This is a genomic window from Sutcliffiella horikoshii (assembly GCF_044809035.1).
Classification (GTDB): domain Bacteria; phylum Bacillota; class Bacilli; order Bacillales; family Bacillaceae_I; genus Sutcliffiella_A; species Sutcliffiella_A horikoshii_G.
The window spans coordinates 2,891,596-2,914,457 of sequence record NZ_CP085237.1; the positions used below are offsets into that span (position 1 = coordinate 2,891,596).

Consider the following 22,862-nt stretch of genomic DNA (forward strand, 5'->3'; position numbering starts at 1 on the left):
AAAAAAATAACTATATGGATTTCGTTCTATGAGTCGCAGTTGAATCTTGCAGTAATGACAGATAAGGATTTGGAAAGGGCACTTAGTTTCTTTCCTATTTCATTTGTATATTCCATCTGTCCCACTTGATTTTCACTTGCAGAAAGCATTTGCTCAGAGCTAGCGGAGGTTTCTTGAGAAACAGAAAGCAAACTGTCCGCAGCACACTCTAAATTGGGTAGAAACTCTTTCCACCCTAGCAGATCCCCATTGATGACGGTTAGGTTATTACTAACTTCTTTCATTTCGGACATAAGCTCATCAAAAGTAATTTTAGATAAGTTTGCCATGCGTAAGTTATCCTTTATCTTTACATGCATGTTTTCAAACTCATTTACAGCATTGGCTGTTACATTTTCCATTTTTCCAATGGAATTGGTAATTTTCTCAGCTGCACTTGTTGATTGTTCAGCAAGGTTCCTCACTTCAGTGGCTACCACAGCAAATCCCTTCCCGGCATCTCCTGCCCTAGCGGCTTCAATGGTTGCATTTAATGCCAGCAGCTTCGTTTGTTCTGCCATTCCTTTAATCAGTCCTACCAGTCCAGTAATGGAAGCAGAATAGTTTTTTACATTTCTCACCGTGTTCGACAAGTCTTCAAAATCCTGTTCAAATTTCACAATGGTAGAAATAAGAGTATTCATGTGTTTTTTTCCTATTTCAGCCGAGTTATCCATTCTATTCGAGCTAGAAAAAACGCGCATCATATTATTTTGCATTTCACCTACAATGTCCTTCATTTCTTTAATACTTTGAACACTCGTCTCAGAACTAGCAGCAGTTTGCATAGCTCCTTCTTTCACCAAATTAATGGATGATATTAACTGATGGGTAGAAACCATGGAATCTTCAGAAGAAAGGCCAAGATGAATTCCTGTATCCTCTAATTCTTTAGTGGTTTGCTTGATCTCATCTACAACTTGTGACATGTTATGGATCATCGAATTGTAGCTCTTGTTTAATGATACAATTTCAGGTATAGACGTTTTGATATTTTTTGCAGGCCTTAGGTTCCCTTCCCTTCCCTCTTTCATCGCTTCACGAAGGATGGATAAAGGCTTGGTCAAGGTCCGGACAAAAATGATAGTAATAATGGTGAAAATCACGATACTCACAAGGATGACTATGAGAGTGAAAAAGCCCATTTCATGAACAGGAGTTAAATAAGAACTGGTCGGAAGAATAACCCCATATATGCCACCGACCTCTTTCATCTCCCTGAAGGTAATGGTATATTCCACCCCATTAATGGAGTCTTTTAAGATCCCATTGTTGTTGCTGACCATTGATTTAACTAAGGAATCTGGTACCGCCGGCAGACTGTCTTCACTTATCTTGAATGGCTGAATGTTGTTATTGGTTATATAAAAAAACTCGGACATGATACCGTCTTCTTTCAAAGTATCCCTTTGGGAGCGGATGTTTACCTCTAACTGCTGCATAAAATACGCGTCGTCACTTATATAAGTAAACTTTAAATTCTCAGCAATATAGCTCATAAGTTCCACTTCTCTTACAAGACGGTTTTCGATACTATTAATGGTCATCTCTTTAGATTTTGTATAGGAAACTAGTCCGACTGCCGATATGGAAACGAGCATTAATGTGATAAAGAGTATGAAGAGTCTAGTTCCCAAATTTATTTTCCCTGCAAAATGCTGTACTTTCTCCGTCATTCTCTGTTTATTACTGACAAGTTGTCTCATCGAGTTGGTCCCCCTGCAAATCTATTCGTATATCAAAATAAATTATAGAGGAAGAATATTAATGTAATGTTAATTTTATGTAATTATTCCAGTGATAGAGGTAAAAGAAAAACCACCAGCATGAACTGGCAGTTTATCCTCGAAATACGGTTTGTAAAAAGCGGTCGCGTACAAACGGAATGTCCATCCCAAATGCTACAACAAATCTCCTAATGCTACCGATTGCTAAAATGTAATTTAGGATTTTATAACGACTTTGGTAAATGGCATATGTACCGACACCAATCAGAAAAATTCTTAGCAAGAAACCCATTATCATCCCTCCTATCTATATCTTGCTTAAAAACAGAAAAAACATGCCCATGAAAAGGCATGTTTTAGAATACTTTCTCTTTAATATCTGATAGGATCTGAACAGAATGTTTAAACTGCTCTGTCTCTTTTTCACTTAAATCAAGCTCAAGAATTTCTCTTATTCCGTTTCGGTTGACGATGGCAGGTACTCCGATGTAGATATCCTTACTACCATACTCCCCATCCAAATAGGCTGAAACGGTCAATATGGAATTCTCGTTTTGAAGGATTGCCTTTGTCAGCCTTACAAGACCCATGGCAATTCCGTAATAGGTTGCACCTTTTCTTTCAATGATATGATAGGCGGCATCCCTTACACTTACAAATAGATTATTTAAATCTTCCTCTTTGTATTTTTCCTGTTTCGTCATCATCTCTAAAATTGGTTTTCCGCCGATATCCGCTTTACTCCATACTGGCAGTTCTGTATCTCCATGTTCCCCAATGATGTAAGCATGCACATTGCGAGCATCCACTTGAAAATAATCACCGAGTACATAACGAAATCTGGCAGTATCGAGAATGGTTCCAGAGCCGATCACCCTCTCTTTAGGCAGACCTGAGAATTTCCAAGTAGCGTACGTTAAGATATCCACCGGATTTGTGGCGACAAGAAAAATGCCATCGAAATCATTTGCCATTACTTCATCCACAATGCTCTTAAATATTTTTGTATTCTTTTCGACAAGATCTAATCTAGTTTCACCAGGTTTTTGATTGGCACCTGCACAAATCACCACAATGTCTGCATCCTTGCAATCTTTATAATCGCCATACCAAATCTTTGTTGGCGTTGGTGCAAATGCTATTCCATGATTGAGGTCCATTGCATCGCCTTCTGATTTTTCTTTATTCAGATCGATCAATACAAGCTCTTCTGTAACACCTTGATTCAATAAGGCAAATGCATAACTTGACCCGACAAACCCTGTTCCTATCAAAGCAACACGACTAATTCCGTTTCTCATGGTATCTCCTCTTTTCACCTAGGTTAACTATTACAACTTTATTGTATCAAAAAAGTTTGTGAAACACTGAGCAAATTGTAACTATTTTGTTACATATAAATTAGTATGGTGATGGCACTTGCTATTAATATAGACGATATGTTGACCACATCATTGTTCACCCACTTGTTGCCTTTTACTAATTGTGTGGACTGTTGACAGTGTTCCTTTCTTTCCACTTGCTTGCTGCATACTTTACAACGGTAAGCAGACTGAACCGTTGCCCCAAGAAACGTATCAATAAAACAACCGACTACCCCCATTGCAGCAAGGAAAAGAACTAGTTCTATCGTTATTTCACTCCATAAAATGTAGGAAGCGATACTGATTAGCGCTGAACCAGCAACTGCTGCCAGAGTTCCCAGTAAAGAGATGGCCCCAGACGTGCCAGGATCCACTGTTTTCATTTTTCTGATGGAAAACGGCCGCTTCTTACTTAGTGACCCTATTTCCGATGCCCAAGTATCTGAGTTTGCGACAGCAATGGAGACGACAAAGCCATAGATCCAAAAATCTGAAGGAAACATGTAAGCACTGATTGCAATAAGTGCTGGCACACCGCCATTCGCAAAAACTTGCACGATATCGCGTTGGGAGCCTTTTTCATGCAAATCCGCTACTTCTTCCTTTTGCTTACGGTTGTATTTGCTCCACAAGCTAGAAGTCACAAAGAATAATCCAATTAAAAGGAGACCATATCCTTTAAAACCTAGAGCTATAAATATCCCTACAAGGAATGTTCCAACAGCGCCGGAAGCCGCCAATGCTTTTAGCTTGTATCCTCCCCAAGCCAATGCAATAATCCCGATAATTAATAGAATCTCATTTTCTAATAATGCAGTCATATACAGCCTCATTTGTCACGATTTTATGTACGGGAATATCGTAATGATCAGTTGGTACTCTTTTCAATAGCTGTTGTGAAAATGCCAAAGAGACTTTATAGCCCTTATAATCCATTAAGTATCGATCGTAATATCCGCCACCGAAGCCTATTCTATATCCTTTCTCATCAAAAATTAGACCGGGAACAAGAATGAAATCCAGCTTTTCTTTAGGGCATAATTCGACTTCTGACACGATAGGCTCTTTTAATCCAAAATAGACGGACTCAAGCTGGTTGAAGTTTTCTAGATAATAGAAGTTCATGCTTTTATCCTTTGGGAAACATTTCGGCACAGCGACTTTCTTTCCTTCCTCCCAAGCACGGGTGATAATGCCTTCTGTATCCACTTCAGGAAAACGCGAAATGGTTACACCGATCGTTTGCGCATCCTTCCATTCGTTGGAAGAAAACAGTTTAGCTTGGATGATTTTGCTCATTAATTCATGGCTTGAACGGTCCATGTCCCCTAATATTTTTTTCATCTCTTCCCTTAAGATACTTTTCTCTATCATTTCTTTGCCTCCTAACACACCTTACTATTACCATACCAAAATACTTTCACTCCCACACCAAAAACGAAAGCAAACAAGGAGTTTACTGAGCCCCTAAACATTATTTTCCCCTTCCCGAAAAAAAACTGGCATTATAAAAAAAATAATGATATTATAGTAAGGTCTGAATTGAATGCACTATATGTTTGGAGGGATAACGATGCGCGTAAACGTAACTTTAGCTTGTACTGAAACTGGTGATCGTAACTATATCACTACTAAAAATAAACGTAACAACCCAGATCGTCTTGAGCTTAAAAAATACAGCCCAAGATTGAAAAAAGTAACTGTACACCGTGAAACAAAATAAGCAGCAGGATTTTCCTGTCTGCTTATTTTTTTTGCCCATTAACCAGCTTCTACTGGGCTTATATTCTTTTTATTTTTGACCTTGACCGATGGACCCGCTTTGTATCCTTCACTAATCTGATACCTTGGGGCAATCGTTACATTTCTTATCGATGATGGGGAAGTCTGCTCAATGGTCACATCATCCCAGACAATACTCCTGCTTAACTCACAGTCTTTCGAAATTTTAGAGCTCTTACCGATGATGGTGTACTTGCCGATAACCACATGATCCCCGAGATAAGAATCATTGCCGATATATGCCGGCCGGTTGATGGTGACATTGTCTTCCATTTTAACATTGGATCCAACCCATAAGTTCGGCAGTACTTCTTCGGCCGCAATATGGACCCGTACTTTTTTATCGAGCATATCGTATTGTGCCTGACGATAATCCTCATGACTGCCAATATCCTTCCAATAACCATTTGTGTGGTAACCATAGAGGCTCATGCCGTTTTTAATCAGTCTTGGAAAAATGTCCTTGCTAAAATCATACTCTTTCCCTTTTTCCATCATGCACAAAACAAATGGATCTACTACATAGATGCCGGTATTTACAACTTTGCTGAATTCCTCTTCTTTCGATGGTTTCTCCACAAACTTGGTGATATGCCCCTCTTCGTCTGTATCAACCACGCCAAACTTATTTGGTTTTTTGACTTCTTTCGTAAAAATGGTGAACAAGGAGTGTTTTTGTACATGATAATGTACTCCTGCCATTAGGTCGAAATCAGTCAAGGCATCACCGCTGATAACTAGAAAAGGTTCATCAAGCAGATGCTCTGCATTTTTTACGCTCCCGGCAGTACCTAAGGGGACCGTTTCCTGGAGATAGGTTATGTTCACTCCCCATTGCGATCCATCACCAAAATAGTTCCTAATCTTATCGCTTAAGTATTGGAGAGTGATAATTATTTCTGTGATTCCATGCTCCTTCAAGAGCTCAATACTATATTCCATAACAGGTTTATTCAGCAGTGGCACCAAGGGTTTAGGGAGTTTTTGTGTTAACGGCATCAGCCGGGTACCTTTACCCCCAGCCAAAATGACTGCTTTCATAAGCTTTATCCCTCCTACTGGACGGAAGAAGTAGTAACTGTTGTCTCATAAACCGCCTCTGTCTCATCTCTTACATCTTCCCAGTTATATTTTTGCTTCACTTCATTCAATGCCTTTTCCCCGAAGCTAGCACTTAAGGTTGGATTCTCGATAATCGAAGAAATTTTTTTACTCAAATCCATGGCATCCCCTGGCTCAAACAATAAACCAGTCTCTCCGTCTTTAATGATGGAGGAGAGCCCTCCAGTCCTTGCTGCAATAACAGGTTTGCCAGCTGCCATGCCTTCAATTGCCACTATTCCAAATGGCTCATAATTGCTTGGTACGACTAGCATGTCACAACGCTTAAGAATAGTTGCTTTTTCACGGTCATTTAAATATCCGACAAATAACATCGTTTTCTCCAGCCCAGCCTGACAAACTAATGATTGATAGTCCGACATGTAAGGGCCTTTTCCAGCTAAGATAAACAGACATTCAGGATGGGTTTCATGAATTTTTTTTGTAGCATCTAGTAAAGTGGCAATGCCCTTCTCAGGTACCATTCTGCCTAAAAATAATGCAAGATGGGTATATGATTTTCGATTTAAAAAGTCCGATACACTTTCACTTTCCTCTTTAGAAAGGTGAACCCCATTCGGGATGACACGAACCTCTTTTTTACCAATCATCTTTTTTTTCACTTCAGTCTTCATAAAAGAGCTACAAACTATTAACGCATCAGAATTTCGAATCAGGGACTCTTCCCATTTAGCGGTTTGAAGCTGGATAGAGTATTCAAGACTACTCCTTCCCTCTTCAAGTGCATGGATAGTTGAAACCAAAGGAAGTGCCATAAACCCTTTTAAAGCTCTTGCAGCAAATCCCACAAGCCAGTCATGGGCGTGTAAGACTGAAAATTGATTTCTACTTGATAGATTCCGCACTCTTTCTACCAAGTTCATATTGGTCTGGGCGACAAATAGGTGAAAATCTTCATACGTGCATTCCACTTCTTTTGCCCTGTATATGGTTACCCCTTCCACTGTTTCCGTCTCAGGTGCTCCAAGGCAATGAGGAGTCACAAGCGACACGAGATGCCCTGCCTTAGCCAGCTGTTTGGAAAGTTGCCATACATGCTGCCCTAGCCCCCCCAGAACAGCAGGGGGACACTCCCAGGACAACATGATAATATGATAGGTATATTTTATTTCTTCATGTAACAAATGATTATGTGATTGATGTTCAGAATAGAATACATCAGAAGTAACAGTTTCCTGAAATGTTCCATCATTTAACTGACGTGCTTTTAGTAATTCATATGGGGATTTTGCGTAATATGTGTATGCGGCTGACATCTGTTGCCATTTTTCTTTGTCAATTACGTTTATCGGTGTCCATATCGCTTCCGTTTCTCCCGCTGCGCGTCTCCCACCCTCTACTTTCAACTTGTTGCTTTGGAAAAAAGGAAAAAATACTTCCTCTTTTCCTACACCAATTTCCGCTCGAATAAAAGTGTAGTCCTTGATTTCCGGAAGTGTTATGCTACCATGATTCATTTCTGTTAGTATATCCAAGAAGAAGACGTCCTTTCTACTGACCTGTGAGCTTCTTTTCCATCCTATCAGTCTGATGTTCAGCCCATCCTCTCCTGATGACTGATAGACCTTAACGAAATCTTTCCTCCATTGATGCACGACCCATTCTGCTTTCATGTTTCCGTCATCGCAAAACATCAACCTAATAAATTCCTTTTTTGGCTCAATGATGCTCATGGTCCAAACCTCTTCCCCCACGACTCTATCTTTTCTTTCATCTTATCACGTGGATTTTCTTTTCCACAACAGCCGGTTTTTGTCGTCTTTTGTGATAAAGCGTAAATTTTTTATGTCCGTTGACACAAAACGTTCACAAAACCTTCATATGTTTCTGAGGAATTTGTCGAAAGACTATTTTTCCATCTCTACTCCTATGATATAAAAAAGAGAGAAACTATTTATTGAGGTGAAAAAATGTTAATCGCAAGTATAAGTTTGATTATTATTGCAGTCGCAGTGATTGTGATTTCCTTCTTTGTGGATGACAAATTTGCAGATTTAGAAAAGGAAATGGAACAACTATCCTTTGATGTTGTTCAGGACAAATATAAGTTGGAAAGAAAAATGAAAGTATTAGAAGAAGAACTATTAGGTGGATCCACTCCTATACATAAGTCAAAGGCTAAAAAACTAGCATCCCACCAAACTGTAAGCGAAGAAGATGTTGCTATTTCCCTTTATCAAAAAGGATACACTCCTTCTCAAATCTCTCAATTCACTTCCACTTCCATGGACAAAGTGGAACAGATTCTTCAATCTGCCAACCTAAAAGGAAATGTAGCCAATGAGAACTAATCTTAGAGCGTTCGCAATCGGTATTCTCTTCGCAACAGGAGTAATGGGAGTTGCCTATTCGATTGTCAGCGCAGGAGCAACTACATTGAATGAAGAGTCTGTTCAGGCATATGCGGCAGAAAATGAACTGCATCTTTTATCAAAGGAAGAGTATGACGAGTTATTGCCTGAGGTTGAACCAGTAGAGGAAACAAAAACAGAACAAAAAGAAGATTTGGCAGAAGAGAGTAACAGCAACGAAGAAGAAAAGACAGAAGAAGTGCAAGAAGAAACGAATGAACCTTTTGAAATTGTCATACCGGATGGAATGGCAACCTATGAGATTACCGCATTGTTAGCACGCGAAGGGATCATCGAGGATGACAAGAAGTTTGACGCTTACCTTGAAGACAATAACATTGCCACCAAGGTCCGTTCTGGTACATTTACCATGAAAAAAGGCATGAGTTACGAAGAAGCAGCAGAAGTGTTGATTAAATAATTTTGCATGAGCACCGATCTACTTGGGACGGTGCTTTTTTGTATAGCTTTCAACTGGTAAACGGAGGGTTTGCCCCGTTAGCAAGATGCCCTGAAATAGCCTCTAAACTGAATCGGGCGATAATCTGAATTTACGGGCGATTTTTCAGAGTAATCGGGCGATAATAAAATTTTACCGGCGATTTTTCAAAATTACGGGCGAAAAATGACCCATTTCGGGCGATAATTTAAAAAAACGGGCGATTCCCTATATATCCCAAATTATCTTTACAGCGATCTACTTCATAAAAAAGCAGCATCCTCGCCGGATGATTCCAAAACGGTCGGAGAGGATGCTGCTTTTTGCTATTTCTTTATTTGATCTTTTACCTTCAAAAGCCTCAAACTATTTAACGTCACAAGCAGTGTTGCTCCCATATCCGCAAAGATCGCAATCCATAAGGTCAGCCATCCTGGAATCACCAGCAGTAGCGCCAAAACCTTCAGCCCTAAAGAGAACCCAATATTCTGCTTGATGATAGCCAATGCTTCCTTGCTCAGTCTGATGGTGAACGGAAGTTTGCGCAGGTCGTCTCCCATCAATGCTACATCTGCCGTTTCAAGCGCAGTATCGGTTCCCGCTCCTCCCATTGCCACTCCTACTGAGGAAGCTGCAAGGGCCGGTGCATCGTTAATTCCATCCCCTACCATCATTATGCTACCGTGTTTCTCACGTAGTTCTTTAATATACCGAAGCTTATCTTCCGGCAGCAGACTCGATTTCACATGGTCTATCTCTACCTCGTGTCCAATTGCTTCTGCGGTTCTATCGTTATCTCCTGTCAGCATGTATAAAGGAGAAATGCCTATTTCCTTCAAACTTTTTATACTGGAGGCACTACTTTCTCTTATCTCATCGCGGATACCAAGGATCCCTAGAATTTTTTCAGAAGTCCCCACTACAATCACTGTTTTTCCTGCATTCTGAAGTAGATGGATACTTTCTGACAGCTCTTCCACTTCCGGATGCTTTTGACCCAAGAACCAATTGGGGCTTCCCGCTTGATAAAGAATACCATTAATGGACCCCTTTATCCCTTTACCCGCAACAGATTCAAAATGCTCCATGGTATAATTCGTATCGGCTACCCCTGCCACTTCCGCTTTCTGAAGAATGGCTGATGCTAATGGATGGGTGGAACCACCTTCAAGTGTCGCAATGATTTTTAACAACACTTCCTCTCTAAAATGGTAGGCCAGAACATCGGTCACTTCCGGTGCTCCTCGAGTTAATGTCCCCGTCTTATCAAAGGCAATGGCCTTGATTCTACCCACTTCTTCAAGGAAAACCCCGCCCTTGATCAAAACCCCGTTTCGTGCAGCATTTCCTATTGCTGTCACTATTGCAATAGGAGTAGAAATGACGAGTGCACAAGGGCAACCAACAACAAGAACTGCCAGGCCTTGGTAGATCCAAGTGTTCCAGTCCAGACCGAAGAACAACGGAGGAACTATTGCTACTAGAATAGCAATGACAATAATTAACGGTGTATAGTATTTAGCGAACTTATCCACAAAAGCCTGAGAAGGTGCTCTTTCAGCCTGAGCCTCTTCGACAAGATGAATGATTTTGGAAATGGTAGTATCCTCCACCCGTTTAGTAACCTCTACCTCCAACAGCCCATCTTCATTAAAGGTTCCAGCAAACACCTCATCATTTACGCTTTTGGATACAGGAATGCTTTCCCCTGTAATCGCCGCTTCACTGATGGAAGCCCCACCTTTAACAATGATCCCGTCCATTGCAATTTTTTGGCCAGGCTTTACCAACATCCGGTCACCGATTTTTATATCTTTTACAGACACTTGCCTTTCCGTTCCTTCTATTAATATAGTCGCCTGTTTAGGTGATACATTCATCAGGGACCGAATAGAAGCTCGTGCCTTTTCCATCGAATAGGATTCCAAAGCTTCGCTGATTGCAAAAAGAATGACGACAGTTGCACCCTCACCCCATTCTCCGATAATCGCAGCACCGATAATGGCAATCGTCATTAAGGTCTTCATGTCAAATTGAAGCCTAATAAGATTATTAAGTCCAGTGAAGAATAATCTGTAACCGCCTATTACAATGGAAGCAGCGAAAAGAATAATAGTAGATAGATGATCTTCTCCCTGTTGAAAAAATGCCACCCAGCCTGCGACAAGGAACAGGAACGAGAGAAGGACGGTTGCATGTTTTTGATAAAACGGAACAGCCGGTTCCTCCGGTAGATCCTCTTTTTCGGAAGACAGCTTCAGCTTGTCAAACGCCCCAGCCTTTTCGATATCACTTATGCTTGCAACTCCACTGACTGAAATCTTAGATGCACCGAAGTTCACTCTAGCCTCGGAAACACCTTCTATCTTTTTTACATTATTCTCGAATTTTTGTGCGCAGTTTGCACAAGTTAATCCTTGAATGCGGTAAGTTTGTTCCACTTTATTTTTCACGTGTCTTCACCTCTTTTTGGTGGGTAAAGGCAATATCAATTAATTGCTTAACATGGTCATCATCCAGGGAGTAATACACAAGCTTCCCGTCTTTCCTGAATTTCGCCAATCCAAGGTCCCTTAAAAGCCTGAGATGGTGTGAAGCTGTTGCCACTGTTGATTCTGTAATGGTTGCGACATCATGCACACAAAGTTCTTTTGCAAGATTAAGCGCTTGTGCTATTTTCAACCTGGTTGGATCAGACAACGCTCGATATATCTTTGCCACATCATAAGTCATTGTTTCATCTATCTGTTTCTTCACTTCATTTACTTTTGTTTCATCTGCACATTCTTCCTGACATTGTTGCACGGACAAAACTTTTGAACTGGACTTGGTCGGCATAAACAAACTCCCCTTCACATTCAAACGTTCGTTTGAATATTAGTATATGCCAACACTTATAAAATAGTCAATACATTCAAATTAGATAAAATAAGAATCCTGATATCGTGGACATACATATCACTGAAATAACAAACGCTACCACCAATTTTTTCTTAAAAATGCTGTTTAGTAGTGCCACTTCAGGAAGACTCGCTCCAGCTGAACTGATTAGCAATGCCATGACAGGTCCCAAAGCCATTCCTTTCGCTATCATCATCTGGGAAATAGGGATCATGGTCGATAGTCTGATGTATAACGGAATCCCGATGATCGCTGCTATTGGAACAAGCCACCAATTATCTCCCCCAAGATATTGTGTGATAAAGGATGTAGGGACAGCTCCATGAATCACTGCACCGATAGCGGCACCTATTAATAAGAAAGGATAAACGGTTTTCATGAGAGTAAGCGTTTCTGCTACTGATCTTTTCAGATCGATTCCTTTACTCTTAGGATGATAGTTTTTCAGCAACACATTTTTCAATTGCTTCTCAAAACCTAATTTACCTAGCGACAATCCAATAATAATGGAAAGAACTGTTGTGGTTAGAGTATAGATAAGTGCCACCTTCCACCCCATCAATGCAGTCATGATTGTAAGTATGGTCGGGTCAAGTACAGGTGAGGCAAAAAGGAAAACCATCACAATTCCAAATGGTATTTTCTTTCTCAGCAAGGTGACCACCATTGGGATGGTGGAACATGAACAGAAGGGAGTAATAAAAGCAAACAAGACGGCTATTACCGCACCTAGAAGCGTATTTCTCTGATTGAGCCACTTCTCCATTTTATGAAACGGGACCAAAGATTGAATGATGGAAACTAGAAAGGTAATGAGAACAAACAAGACCGTTAACTCCAAAGCGATATACATAAAACTTGTCATAATATCTTTAACCATAAATTTCATCTCCCTTTAATTACTTGTATTTTGCAAGTATTAATTCTGTAAAAAAGCAAGCTTTGATACTTGCTCAATATAAAGGTTTACAGCACATACTGCTTTTGCTCATCGCTGCATTCAAAACCTTTAAGGACTCTACCACCTCAACGCTTTCGTTTTCACTTAAATTTGAAAACACGTTTTTTAAGTAGTGTAGCATTTGTTGATTAATTTCTTGTTCTACTTTCTTTCCGTTTTCAGTGAGGTATAAGTGATATACTCTTTTGTCTTCAGCTGATTGTCTTTTTTCCACCAGTTCCAATTTAACCAATGTTTGAATTTGTCTGCTGAATGTCGTGATATCCATGCCAATCGTTTCAGCAACTTGTTGCATGGATGGACTTTCTGTTCTTGCCAGTTCATATAAAATATGACTTTGTACTTGTGAAATATCATGGTCTTCTACCGAGCAGCAGTTTTTATTCAACATCCCGAACCGTCGCATTGTGACCTGAAGGATTGCCCTTACATCTTCCATTATTTTCACCTCTTACTTTTTATTATAGTTATTTATTTGCATTTTGCAACTATTTTATTTGCATTTATAAAAAAAAGGAGAAAGCCCTATTGCTTCCTCCATTACCTTTAACAACAATCGCTATCCTTCATCCCTAACAGGACAAGTCCTTTACCTTGCGGAGTTTCCTGGACATCCAGGACAAGATCCGTTGTCATGCTTTCTATTTTCGGATCGATTGCTACTTTTATGGTATTTAATGTTTCCAATTTATCATCTGCTTTTGCCTCATCCAGAGACAATCCTAATTGTGGGCTTCCTCAGCCCCAGCCTGCAAAGTAGACACGGATGTTGCTTGCCCCGTTTTCACGCAGGACATCAGTCAGTACATCTCTAGCTTCGTTTGATACCTTCACGGCCAGTCACCTACCTTTTTAACTTATTTAGTATGGCTATTATTTCTTTTCGTACATATTTTGCAGCACTTCTTTTAATTCCTGCTTCACGTTAATAACAGGTCGGATGGAAGTTGCAAGCTTTTCCGCTTCTTCCACAGTACTAGCTTTCCCCATGTGAAGCAGGGTACCCATGGCAACCGTACCTGTTCTGTTCCGCCCGCCTGAGCAATGGAAGTATACTTTCTTTCCTTCTTTTTGAGCTTGTAACACATATTCAATAGCTGCCTTTACTGATTCATCCTGTTTTGCTGCATCGTCGACGATCGGCATGTGGATTCTAGGAAGATCGTCTTCAACGTTATCCGTTTCCGCACGCAAGTCTATGATAACATCTAGGTCTTCATTTGTGTGAGCTTCTTTAACTTGATCTGCTCCTCCGATAAAAACATTCTCCGTTAATTCTTGATAATATTTTTCGTTTGTCATATTCCTTCACTCCTTAAAACAGATTCTCTTTTTCCCATGGTAGAATGGCGCACTTTTTTTTCGTATCCTTTACTCTCTTTATCCAAGATAGTTCATGCTTCCCTCTCCCTGATAATAAGGGATCATTTGTTTCAGTAAAGGCAAAACTTTGATTGATGATCCACCAACGTGGAGTGATAGAAGCCCGCTCCAGGTCAGCATGTAATCTTTCTGCCTCGAGAACAGGTGTCGCTTCTGGAAGTGTCACAATAAGTACCGCTGTCTCTTGGGGGTTTCTAAGACGTGGCAGAAGGTTTTGCACTTCTTTTGAAACCTCCCCTGTCGAACGCAATAATTCCTTTTGATAGGATTGGGCGGCATCTAGTAGCAGCAATGTATGTCCTGTTGGCGCAGTGTCGATGATAACCACTTCCTCGTCCGCCTTGCCAACTATCTTCGCGAACTTCTGGAAGACGGCTATTTCCTCGGTGCATGGTGAATTAAGATCTTCCTCCAGGTATGCAAGTTGCTCCTCAGTTAATCCATCTCCAGCTTGTTTGAGAACTTGCTTTTTGTATGCTTCAATCTCAGCTTTCGGGTCAACTTTACTGACGGTTAAATGTTCCGTTATTGTACGGTCTTTTAAGGCATGCTCTAAATGGGCTGCCGGATCGGTGGTAGTAAGGTGGACGTTTACTTCCTTTTCCGCGAGTTTCACAGCAAGTTTGGCTGCGAGGGTTGTTTTTCCGACGCCACCTTTCCCCATTGTGAATATTACACGGAGATTTTTGTTTACGATATCTTCAGCCACTTGTTCAAAATTGGACAGTTCAGTAAGCACTTCACCTTTTACCTTGGCCGTTTCGTCTACTTGAACCGTATCTCCATTTAACCATGCTTTTAACGACTGAATTCCTGTTAAAGAATACGAGATATATGGCAGGTATGTCATCGGTATCTCATGGAATTGTTCCATAGCAACACCCAAGGCTTTCTGCTGCTTTTCAAAAAATGCCAAGGATACCTCATCATTCATAACTGGTTTTTCCATTAGTCCATTTACAATCAACTTTTGATTATTAAGGCCAATCTCACGTAATTCCCTGGAAGCTCGTGCTGCTTCTAGGATGGGAGACTCATCAGGTCGCGTTACGAGAAACAATTGAGTCTGTGAGGGATTGGATAATGCCTCTACAGTCCGTTCATATAGCTTCTTTTTTGCGCCGAGCCCTGAAAGAGGTCCTAAACACGAAGCTCCATGGGTACTGTCTTCGAGGAAATTGTTCCAGGCAGACGGCAAAGACAATAACCTAAGGGTATGTCCAGTTGGTGCTGTATCAAATATAATCACATCAAATTTTTCCGTTATCTCTTTTTGTGTAAGTAACGTGGAAAACTGATCAAAGGCCGCTATTTCAACCGTGCATGCCCCAGATAACTGTTCCTCCATGGTTGCTACAACCGATTCCGGGAGTTTTCCTTTATAAGGTCCTATAACATTTTCACGATACTCCCTTGCCGCTTCCTCAGGATCGAGATTGCAAGCATAGAGCCCTTCAACACTTGGTATTTCTGATATATCATTCGTCAATTCAATGCCAAAAACATCTTGTAGGTTGGAGGCTGGGTCCGTACTTACAATCAACACTTGCTTGCCTTGTTCTGCTAGAGCGATAGAAGTGGCACAGGCTGTCGACGTTTTTCCCACCCCGCCTTTGCCTGTGAAAAATAAATATGGCGTCTTTATGTCTTTTGCTGGTTGAAATGTTGGGAGCATATAGGCACCCTCCTAATTGATTGAGTTTAAGGTGATGTTAAGTTTTTTCTTTGGTTTTTCGTGGGTCAGTTCTTCTATTTTCACACCGGTCCATTCAGCTAACTCCTCATTAGACGGATAATCAGCCAACTTCGTCACTTCACCATTCACCAAAACTATCGGAAGGCAGTCAGGTCCCTTTTCCATAAGAAGATCGTTTACCCTTTGATTTGTTACAAACGGTTCAGGTTCTGAGCCTAGATTATAACGGATGACTTCCATTCCTTTTTGCTGTAAGGAAAAAACAGCACTTGCTACTCTTATCAGTTCAGGGTCGACACTTGGACCACATACTCCGGTTGCGCAGCACAATGCTGGGTCAAAAATTTCAATTTTAGTCATTTCTTATTTCCCCTTTCCAATCTTCCGATATAGAAAAAATAGCCGAGGATATTTCACTCGGCCATTTTTATTATTTTCCAGTATCAGCAAACGTCTTGATTCTGTCGCCAATCTCGTCACGTACACGTTGGAAGAACTTCCACTTCTCTTCTTCTGTACCTTCTGCTTTGGCAGGGTCATCAAATCCCCAGTGTACTCTTTCTTTGTTCGGTGGTGTTGCCGGGCAAACATCAGCTGCATGGCCGCATAGCGTTACAACTAAATCTGCCTTTTTCAAGATTTCAGGATCGATGGTGTCGGAAGTTTGGTTGGTAATATCCACGTCCACTTCGTTCATAGCTTTTACTGCATTTGGGTTTACACCGTGTGCTTCGATTCCTGCAGAGTATACGTCCCATTCGTCACTTAGATATTTTTTTCCCCAGCCTTCTGCCATTTGGCTGCGGCAAGAGTTACCTGTGCATAGGAAGTAGATTGTTTTTTTAGTCATGTTGAAAAACTCCTTTACGTTTTAGTTAGTTAGCCAATTATTAAAAGCCAGAAGTATAGGCCGAGTAGCGTGATGAATAGGGTTGGTATGGTGAGGATGATACCAACTTTGAAGTAGTATCCCCAACTGATTTTTACACCTTTCAGGCTTAATACATGTAGCCATAAAAGGGTTGCCAAGGAACCGATTGGCGTTATTTTTGGACCAAGGTCGGATCCGATGACATTTGCATAGATTAACGCTTCCCTTATGGTTCCCGTTGTTGCTGTATCTTTAATTGCAATTGCATCAATCATGACAGTCGGCATGTTATTCATGAAGGATGAAAGGATTGCTGCAATGAAGCCCATAGATATGGTTGCAACAAACAGTCCTTCGTCTGCTGCCATTTGGATAACGTCTGTCAATATATTGGTCAAGCCTACGTTTCTTAGGCCATACACCACCACATACATACCAATCGAGAAGAATACGATAGCCCATGGTGCACCTTTCAAAATTTGTTTTGTATGAATAACAGGGCTGTTTCTGCTTATTAAAAGAAAAATGATGGCTACAGATGCTGCTACGAACGAAACCGGAATGCCTGCAAATTCACTTGCGAAGTATCCGATAAGCAGGACCGCAAGTACAATCCATGATAAGTTGAATAGTTTCACATCTTTTATCGCTTCTCTAGGTGCTTTTAATACGGACATATCATAGTTTTCCGGAATGCTTTTTCGGAAGAACAAGTAAAGTACCACTATACTTGCACCAAGCGCAAAGAAGTTCGGAACAATCATTCTTGAAGCATATTCCACAAATCCTATGTCAAAGAAATCCGCCGACACGATGTTCACAAGGTTACTAACCACTAGTGGTAGCGAAGTAGTGTCCGCGATAAATCCACTTGCCATGATAAACGGTAAGATCATCTTTTCTTTAAACTGCAGGTTCCTCACCATTGCCAGAACAATCGGAGTCAGAATAAGTGCCGCTCCATCATTTGCGAAGAATGCTGCAACCACCGCTCCAAGCAAGGTAATATAGATGAACATCCTTACGCCGCTTCCTTTGGCGAATCGAGCCATATGCAGCGCAGACCATTCAAAGAAGCCTACTTCATCTAATATGAGGGAGATGATAATTAAAGCAACAAACGTCAATGTAGCGTTCCAAACGATGCTTGTTACATCAATGACATCCGTAAAGGTAACAACTCCGAAGAGCAATGCCAGTAGTGCCCCCCCACAGGCTGACCAGCCGATGGACAATCCTTTAGGCTGCCAGATAACAAAAACTAAGGTAAGTAAAAAAATCACAGATGCCAAAATAATATCAAGCAAATTTCATCCCCCCTGTACTAACAACAAGTAATTCTAAGTCCCTTTTCCTCAAGCTCTTTCATCTTCTCTTCTAGTGAAGGAACATGCGCCAGAATCGACGAGATTAAGCCATAGTGTGGATGTTCTGTATTAATGGAATACATGATCCACTGACCTTTTCTCGATTCTTTTACCAGACCAACTTCTTTTAGCTTTTTGACATGTTGGCTAATGGACGGTTGGCTCATCTGAAAGATTTCAACAAACTCACAAACGCAGCAATCGTGATCTTGTAGAAGTGCCAACATGGAAAGCCTCGTTTTATCACCTAAGATTTTCAGCGTGACGGCCGCTTCTTCCATTTTCAATAGTTGTTGCATACGTACACCTGCCTTTGATAAAGATAATCTTATATAAACGATTACTTATATAATAATATGTTTATATAATAAAACACTTATATGTTAGTTTCAAGCTTTCTTTTGTAAAGAAATTGTGAAGGTTAATTGCGGAATTATCTGTCAATTGATATAATCACTTTAAGACAGCGCTTCCAAATACATATGAGTAGGAAAGGTGATGCTGTGTTATGATGGATTATCAGTACAGACGACGAGCTTTTCAAAACCTACATGTGGAACAAGAAGAAGCAAAAATAGAACTAAAACAAAAAGTTGAAAAATCTAAATCAATGATGGCTTCCATAACCGCATTTTTTTCATTTTTCCATCACACCTCTTAAGGAGCCCATATGCTCCTTTTTATTATGGCTATTTATGTACAAAAAACGGGACAAATGAAATGTCCCGTTAATTAGATAGTATTAGTGACCAGAAGTGGCAGATAAGCCTACTCTGTCTATAAGGATTTGACTCTCATCATTAAGGCCTGTAATTTCTACTTTCTTACCGAGTCTTTGATATTTCAGTACGGTTTTTGAAATTGCAGTAACGGCCGATTGATCCCAAATATGAGTGTTACTGAAATCGATGACGATTTCTTTTGGGTCATTATTATAATCAAATAAATCGACAAAGTGACTCATCGTTCCAAAGAACATTTGTCCAGTTATTTGGTAATGCATGACATCTTCTTTTAACGTCATAGTTGCTTTGATTTTGGCCATCTTCCAACCGAAGATTAATGCACTTAATATAACTCCTGATGCCACACCTTTTGCAAGGTCATGTGTGTAAACAACAATAGCAACCGTTACAATCATGACTATTGCATCTGCACGAGGTATTTTATGAAGTTCACGGATAGATTGCCAGTCAAAAGTACCGATGGAAACCATAATCATTACTCCTACAAGTGCTGCCATAGGAATTTGAACAACAACATCTCCAAGTACCATGATCAGGAATAAAAGAAATGTACCTGCTACTAGTGCAGAAAGCCTTCCCCGTCCACCTGATTTAACGTTAATTACAGATTGTCCAATCATGGCACAACCAGCCATACCACCAAAGAAACCAGTTATGACGTTTGCAATACCTTGACCTTTCATTTCTCGGTTTTTATTACTCTTTGTATCTGTCATTTCATCAATGATTGTTGCAGTTAAAAGGGACTCTAAGTTACCTACGATAGCAAGTGTAAATGCATATGGCAGGATAATCATCAATGTTTCTAAAGACAATTCAACCATAGGGATATGGAAGAAAGGTAAGGTTCTTGAAATTTCTCCTTGATCTCCTACTGTACTTAAACCAAAGCCTCCACCAAATAGGGTAATCGCTGTGATTACGACAATTGCCACTAATGCAGATGGTAAAGCTTTAGTGACTCTCGGAAGCAAGTATATAATGGCAAGGGTAGCAATGACAAAACCGACCATTATCCAGGATCCACCTTTTTCCGGAGTAAAATGCACTAATTGTGCGGTGAAAATTAAGATTGCTAAAGCATTAACAAATCCAATAATTACTGCCTGAGGAAGAAAAGATATAAATTTCCCCAGCTTAAATATACCCATCAAAATCTGGATGACACCTGTCAATACAGTAGCTGCGAACAAGTACTCAATTCCGTGATCTGCAACCAATGTGATCATTAATAATGCCATCGCTCCGGTTGCAGCTGAAATCATCCCTGGTCGTCCACCTGTGAAGGCGATGACCACAGCAATACAGAAGGACGCATATAAACCTACCATCGGGTCTACACCCGCAATGATGGAAAATGCGATAGCTTCTGGAATGAGGGCTAATGCTACGGTCATACCGGCAAGTACGTCACCACGCACGTTACCAAACCATTCTTGTTTTAAGTTTGCTACGTTCATAGCACACCTCTTTCATTCATATTTAGTTTTGTGACTTTCTACTCTCAAGAAAGTCGGGTCCGTTTGCAACAGGAAAAATCATACCACATAATAGCTAAGCTGAAAATCAGAGTGAAAACGCGAACAAGTGAGATTATCTCTTAATTTCTACTTATTTCTTTATTTATCTGATGTTTTTGCATGTCTGTAAAAAAATTACATAAAAAAAGCTTTGTTCAATTAAGAACAAAGCTCAGCAAGTCAATCATTCAATTCATAATGGGTTCCTTTAACAAGGTAGAAAATGTTCTCGGAAATGTTGGTCGTGTGATCGGCCATACGCTCAATGTAACGGCAAATGAAGCTCAACTGCGTAATTTCTGGTATCATTTCCGGGTAATCCTTTGTCAGCTGCAAAAGTTCGCGGATGTTTTGACCATATAACTCGTCCACCTGGTCATCCATGTCAGCTACCTTTTTAGCTAAAACAATATCTTCGTCGTAATATGCCTTTAGAGACAAAGATAACATCTCTGTAGCTATACTATGCATTTTCTCAATTTTTTCAATCTGTAGCAACGACTGTTCACTTTTCCCGATTCGGATGGTAGACTTTGCAATGTTTACAGCAAAGTCCGCTATTCTTTCTACATCTGTTGAAATTTTAATGGCCACAAAAATTCTTCTTAAATCAATTGCTACAGGTTGTTGCTTGGCAATCAGAAGGATGGCAAAATCATTGATTTCCTCATCCAATCTGTCCGCTTTGTTATCTTCTTCAATGATTTGAAGTGCAAGGTCTACATCCTTTTTTGTTAATGCAGTGATAGATTTTCCCATTGCCACTTCCGCTAAGCTTCCGAGCTCCAATAATTTATCTCTTAAACTCTCCAAGTCTACATGAAATTGACGTAATACCATCTGACTCTCCCTCTCTGCTTTTAATTATCCGAAACGGCCAGTAATGTAGTCTTCTGTACGCTTATCTGCCGGATTGGAGAATAGTTTATCTGTTTCTGAGTATTCAACTACTTCTCCATTTAGGAAGAAGGCTGTTCTGTCAGATATACGCGCTGCCTGTTGCATGTTGTGTGTCACAATGACAATGCTATAGTCTTTCTTCAATTCTTGGACCAACTCTTCTACTTTCAGGGTGGAAATAGGATCAAGTGCAGATGTTGGTTCATCCATAAGAATTACATCTGGTTCAATTGCCAAGCAACGGGCGATACATAAACGTTGCTGCTGTCCACCAGATAGACCGTATGCATTTTCTTTCAGACGGTCCTTTACTTCGTCCCAGATAGCTGCACCACGTAAACTTTTTTCCACGATTTCATCAAGGACTTTTTTGTTACGGATGCCGTGAATTCTTGGCCCATAAGCAATATTGTCATAAATGGATTTTGGGAACGGATTTGGCTTTTGAAATACCATTCCTACATTGGTTCTCAGTTCTTCCACTTGATACGATTTTGCTAAAATATTCTTTTCACGATATAGGATGTCACCAGAGACTTTTACACTTGGCACTAATTCCACCATACGGTTCAATGTTTTAATATAGGTGGATTTACCACAACCAGAAGGTCCGATAATAGCCGTTACTTCATTTTCATAAATAGGCAGGTTGATGTTTTTCAATGCCAGGTTTTCACCGTACCATAAGTTTAAATCTTTTGTATGATAAACAATCTTTTTGTCTTTTGGAGTGTTGGTTGTTGAAGAAGTATTGTTCTTCGTTTCACGTTCAGGCACTGCAATTTGCATAGATGATTCCTCCTAGGATTAAAATCTTCTTTGGAATTTATTTCGAATAATAACTGCAATAGAATTCATGACTAATAGAATGAATAGTAATACCACGATTGTTGCGGCTGCAAGATTTGCATATTCTGCTACAAGAGCAGCATCAATGGTCCAATAGTAAATTTGCATCGGTAGCACCGTGAATTTGTCGAAAATCCCTTCAGGTAGCGGAATCAATAACGCCGGTATACCTAATACAACTAGTGGAGCAGTTTCCCCGATTGCACGGGATAACGCTAAGATTACTCCTGTTAAGATTCCCGGTAAAGAGGCTGGCAACACGATATTCTTGATTGTCTGCCATTTTGTCGCACCCATACCATAAGATGCTTCTCTTAAAAATCCAGGAACAGAGCGAATTGCTTCTTGACTTGCTACAACTACGATAGGAAGAACTAATAGTGCCATTGTAAGACCACCGGCTAGTACAATGTTTCCGAGTCCTGCCGCCCTTACAAAAATAGTCAATCCCAAGATACCAAATACAATAGAAGGTACACCTGCTAAATTAGATATATTCGTCTGTAAAAATCGCTGTAGGCGTCCTTTTTTTGCATACTCTTCCAAATAGATAGCCGTACCGACACCAAGAAACAAAGTAATTGGTGCTACCACTAGCATGAGCCACAATGTACCCATGATAGCTCCCATAATTCCGGCTCTATCAGCCATTGTTGAAAGTTTATTCGTAATAAATTGAAGATCTATCCAACCCATACTTTGAGAAATAACACGGTAAAATAAAATCACGAGTACAACTAGACCAATCAATGTTGCAGCTAAAAATAATGATTTGGCTATTTTGTTGACTGTTAATCTTGAAGTCATTTTCTTTTGTACTTGCGCTGCATCAACATACTTCATC

26 protein-coding genes are annotated in these 22,862 nt (G+C 40.2%); 4 read left to right on the forward strand and 22 right to left on the reverse strand.

Translation table 11 applies throughout. From position 1 onward, the window contains the following. Positions 1–26: 26 nt before the first annotated feature. The 5 genes from LG307_RS15180 to LG307_RS15200 form a co-directional block, all read right to left on the reverse strand. Positions 27–1,745, reverse strand: a complete 1,719-nt coding sequence (locus tag LG307_RS15180; protein ID WP_404443604.1) for a methyl-accepting chemotaxis protein — start codon at positions 1,743–1,745, stop codon at positions 27–29. A gap of 133 nt (positions 1,746–1,878) precedes the next feature. Beyond that, positions 1,879–2,058 carry a hypothetical protein gene (locus tag LG307_RS15185; RefSeq protein WP_404443607.1) on the reverse strand — a complete coding sequence of 60 codons (180 nt, stop codon included), beginning with the start codon at positions 2,056–2,058 and terminating at the stop codon, positions 1,879–1,881. A 64-nt stretch (positions 2,059–2,122) separates the two neighbouring features. Next, the gene (locus tag LG307_RS15190) at positions 2,123–3,067 is read right to left on the reverse strand and encodes an L-lactate dehydrogenase (RefSeq protein ID WP_404443609.1); all 945 of its coding nucleotides are present in this window, start codon (positions 3,065–3,067) and stop codon (positions 2,123–2,125) included. An 89-nt stretch (positions 3,068–3,156) separates the two neighbouring features. Continuing rightward, complete coding sequence (locus tag LG307_RS15195) at positions 3,157–3,951, reverse strand: DUF92 domain-containing protein (protein WP_404443612.1); 795 nt, start codon at positions 3,949–3,951, stop codon at positions 3,157–3,159. Next, positions 3,929–4,504: a 5-formyltetrahydrofolate cyclo-ligase gene (locus tag LG307_RS15200; protein ID WP_404443615.1), complete on the reverse strand. Its 576-nt coding sequence runs from the start codon at positions 4,502–4,504 to the stop codon at positions 3,929–3,931. The genes LG307_RS15195 and LG307_RS15200 overlap by 23 nt, the downstream gene beginning before the upstream one ends. 199 nt (positions 4,505–4,703) lie before the next feature. Here LG307_RS15200 and rpmG point away from each other — a divergent pair, with 199 nt between their 5' ends. Next, positions 4,704–4,853, forward strand: coding sequence for a 50S ribosomal protein L33 (rpmG, locus tag LG307_RS15205; RefSeq protein ID WP_010194590.1), 150 nt, complete (start codon positions 4,704–4,706; stop codon positions 4,851–4,853). A 38-nt stretch (positions 4,854–4,891) separates the two neighbouring features. Here the strand turns inward: rpmG and LG307_RS15210 are convergent, their stop codons facing one another. Continuing rightward, complete coding sequence (locus LG307_RS15210) at positions 4,892–5,953, reverse strand: sugar phosphate nucleotidyltransferase (protein WP_404443618.1); 1,062 nt, start codon at positions 5,951–5,953, stop codon at positions 4,892–4,894. A 14-nt stretch (positions 5,954–5,967) separates the two neighbouring features. Next, positions 5,968–7,707 carry a glycosyltransferase family 4 protein gene (locus tag LG307_RS15215; RefSeq protein ID WP_404443621.1) on the reverse strand — a complete coding sequence of 580 codons (1,740 nt, stop codon included), beginning with the start codon at positions 7,705–7,707 and terminating at the stop codon, positions 5,968–5,970. 237 nt (positions 7,708–7,944) lie between these two features. On the opposite strand from LG307_RS15215, the gene LG307_RS15220 reads away from it, so the two are divergent. Together LG307_RS15220 and LG307_RS15225 are read left to right on the forward strand one after the other, a co-directional pair. Then, the gene (locus LG307_RS15220) at positions 7,945–8,325 is read left to right on the forward strand and encodes a hypothetical protein (protein ID WP_404443623.1); all 381 of its coding nucleotides are present in this window, start codon (positions 7,945–7,947) and stop codon (positions 8,323–8,325) included. Next, positions 8,315–8,806: a hypothetical protein gene (locus tag LG307_RS15225; RefSeq protein WP_404443626.1), complete on the forward strand. Its 492-nt coding sequence runs from the start codon at positions 8,315–8,317 to the stop codon at positions 8,804–8,806. The genes LG307_RS15220 and LG307_RS15225 overlap by 11 nt, the downstream gene beginning before the upstream one ends. Before the next feature lie 344 nt (positions 8,807–9,150). On the opposite strand, the gene LG307_RS15230 is transcribed toward LG307_RS15225, so the two are convergent. The 11 genes from LG307_RS15230 to LG307_RS15280 form a co-directional block, all read right to left on the reverse strand. Then, complete coding sequence (locus tag LG307_RS15230) at positions 9,151–11,277, reverse strand: heavy metal translocating P-type ATPase (protein ID WP_404443629.1); 2,127 nt, start codon at positions 11,275–11,277, stop codon at positions 9,151–9,153. Further along, positions 11,267–11,662: an ArsR/SmtB family transcription factor gene (locus tag LG307_RS15235; RefSeq protein ID WP_404443631.1), complete on the reverse strand. Its 396-nt coding sequence runs from the start codon at positions 11,660–11,662 to the stop codon at positions 11,267–11,269. The genes LG307_RS15230 and LG307_RS15235 overlap by 11 nt, the downstream gene beginning before the upstream one ends. Positions 11,663–11,738: 76 nt before the next feature. Beyond that, on the reverse strand, positions 11,739–12,605 hold the full coding sequence (locus LG307_RS15240) for a permease (RefSeq protein ID WP_404443633.1): 867 nt from the start codon (positions 12,603–12,605) through the stop codon (positions 11,739–11,741). 73 nt (positions 12,606–12,678) lie between these two features. After that, a complete protein-coding gene (locus LG307_RS15245; protein ID WP_404443636.1) occupies positions 12,679–13,125 on the reverse strand; it encodes a MarR family winged helix-turn-helix transcriptional regulator in 447 nt (148 codons plus the stop codon). 107 nt (positions 13,126–13,232) lie between these two features. Next, positions 13,233–13,406: a hypothetical protein gene (locus LG307_RS15250; protein WP_404443639.1), complete on the reverse strand. Its 174-nt coding sequence runs from the start codon at positions 13,404–13,406 to the stop codon at positions 13,233–13,235. A gap of 153 nt (positions 13,407–13,559) precedes the next feature. Continuing rightward, positions 13,560–13,988, reverse strand: a complete 429-nt coding sequence (locus LG307_RS15255) for a dual specificity protein phosphatase family protein (protein ID WP_404443642.1) — start codon at positions 13,986–13,988, stop codon at positions 13,560–13,562. Between the two features lie 13 nt (positions 13,989–14,001). Continuing rightward, a complete protein-coding gene (gene arsA, locus LG307_RS15260; protein ID WP_404443645.1) occupies positions 14,002–15,744 on the reverse strand; it encodes an arsenical pump-driving ATPase in 1,743 nt (580 codons plus the stop codon). Positions 15,745–15,756: 12 nt separating this feature from the next. Continuing rightward, positions 15,757–16,125, reverse strand: coding sequence for an arsenite efflux transporter metallochaperone ArsD (gene arsD / locus LG307_RS15265; protein ID WP_404443647.1), 369 nt, complete (start codon positions 16,123–16,125; stop codon positions 15,757–15,759). Positions 16,126–16,195: 70 nt separating this feature from the next. Beyond that, positions 16,196–16,615, reverse strand: a complete 420-nt coding sequence (gene arsC / locus LG307_RS15270; RefSeq protein WP_404443651.1) for an arsenate reductase (thioredoxin) — start codon at positions 16,613–16,615, stop codon at positions 16,196–16,198. Between the two features lie 29 nt (positions 16,616–16,644). Next, entirely contained in the window at positions 16,645–17,943 is a 1,299-nt protein-coding gene (locus tag LG307_RS15275) for an arsenic transporter (protein ID WP_404443653.1), read from the reverse strand. A gap of 17 nt (positions 17,944–17,960) precedes the next feature. Beyond that, positions 17,961–18,302 (reverse strand): ArsR/SmtB family transcription factor, encoded by a 342-nt coding sequence (locus LG307_RS15280; RefSeq protein ID WP_404443655.1) that lies wholly within the window; start codon positions 18,300–18,302, stop codon positions 17,961–17,963. Positions 18,303–18,511: 209 nt separating this feature from the next. On the opposite strand from LG307_RS15280, the gene LG307_RS15285 reads away from it, so the two are divergent. Continuing rightward, entirely contained in the window at positions 18,512–18,664 is a 153-nt protein-coding gene (locus LG307_RS15285) for a hypothetical protein (RefSeq protein WP_404443658.1), read from the forward strand. An 81-nt stretch (positions 18,665–18,745) separates the two neighbouring features. Here the strand turns inward: LG307_RS15285 and LG307_RS15290 are convergent, their stop codons facing one another. From LG307_RS15290 to pstA, 4 genes are all read right to left on the reverse strand, one after another. Next, positions 18,746–20,209 (reverse strand): SulP family inorganic anion transporter, encoded by a 1,464-nt coding sequence (locus LG307_RS15290; protein ID WP_404443661.1) that lies wholly within the window; start codon positions 20,207–20,209, stop codon positions 18,746–18,748. Positions 20,210–20,449: 240 nt separating this feature from the next. Next, positions 20,450–21,109: a phosphate signaling complex protein PhoU gene (gene phoU / locus LG307_RS15295; protein WP_404443664.1), complete on the reverse strand. Its 660-nt coding sequence runs from the start codon at positions 21,107–21,109 to the stop codon at positions 20,450–20,452. Positions 21,110–21,133: 24 nt separating this feature from the next. Beyond that, entirely contained in the window at positions 21,134–21,958 is an 825-nt protein-coding gene (gene pstB / locus LG307_RS15300) for a phosphate ABC transporter ATP-binding protein PstB (RefSeq protein WP_404443667.1), read from the reverse strand. Positions 21,959–21,976: 18 nt separating this feature from the next. Further along, positions 21,977–22,861 (reverse strand): phosphate ABC transporter permease PstA, encoded by an 885-nt coding sequence (gene pstA / locus LG307_RS15305; RefSeq protein WP_404443670.1) that lies wholly within the window; start codon positions 22,859–22,861, stop codon positions 21,977–21,979. Between the last annotated feature and the right edge of the window lies 1 nt (position 22,862).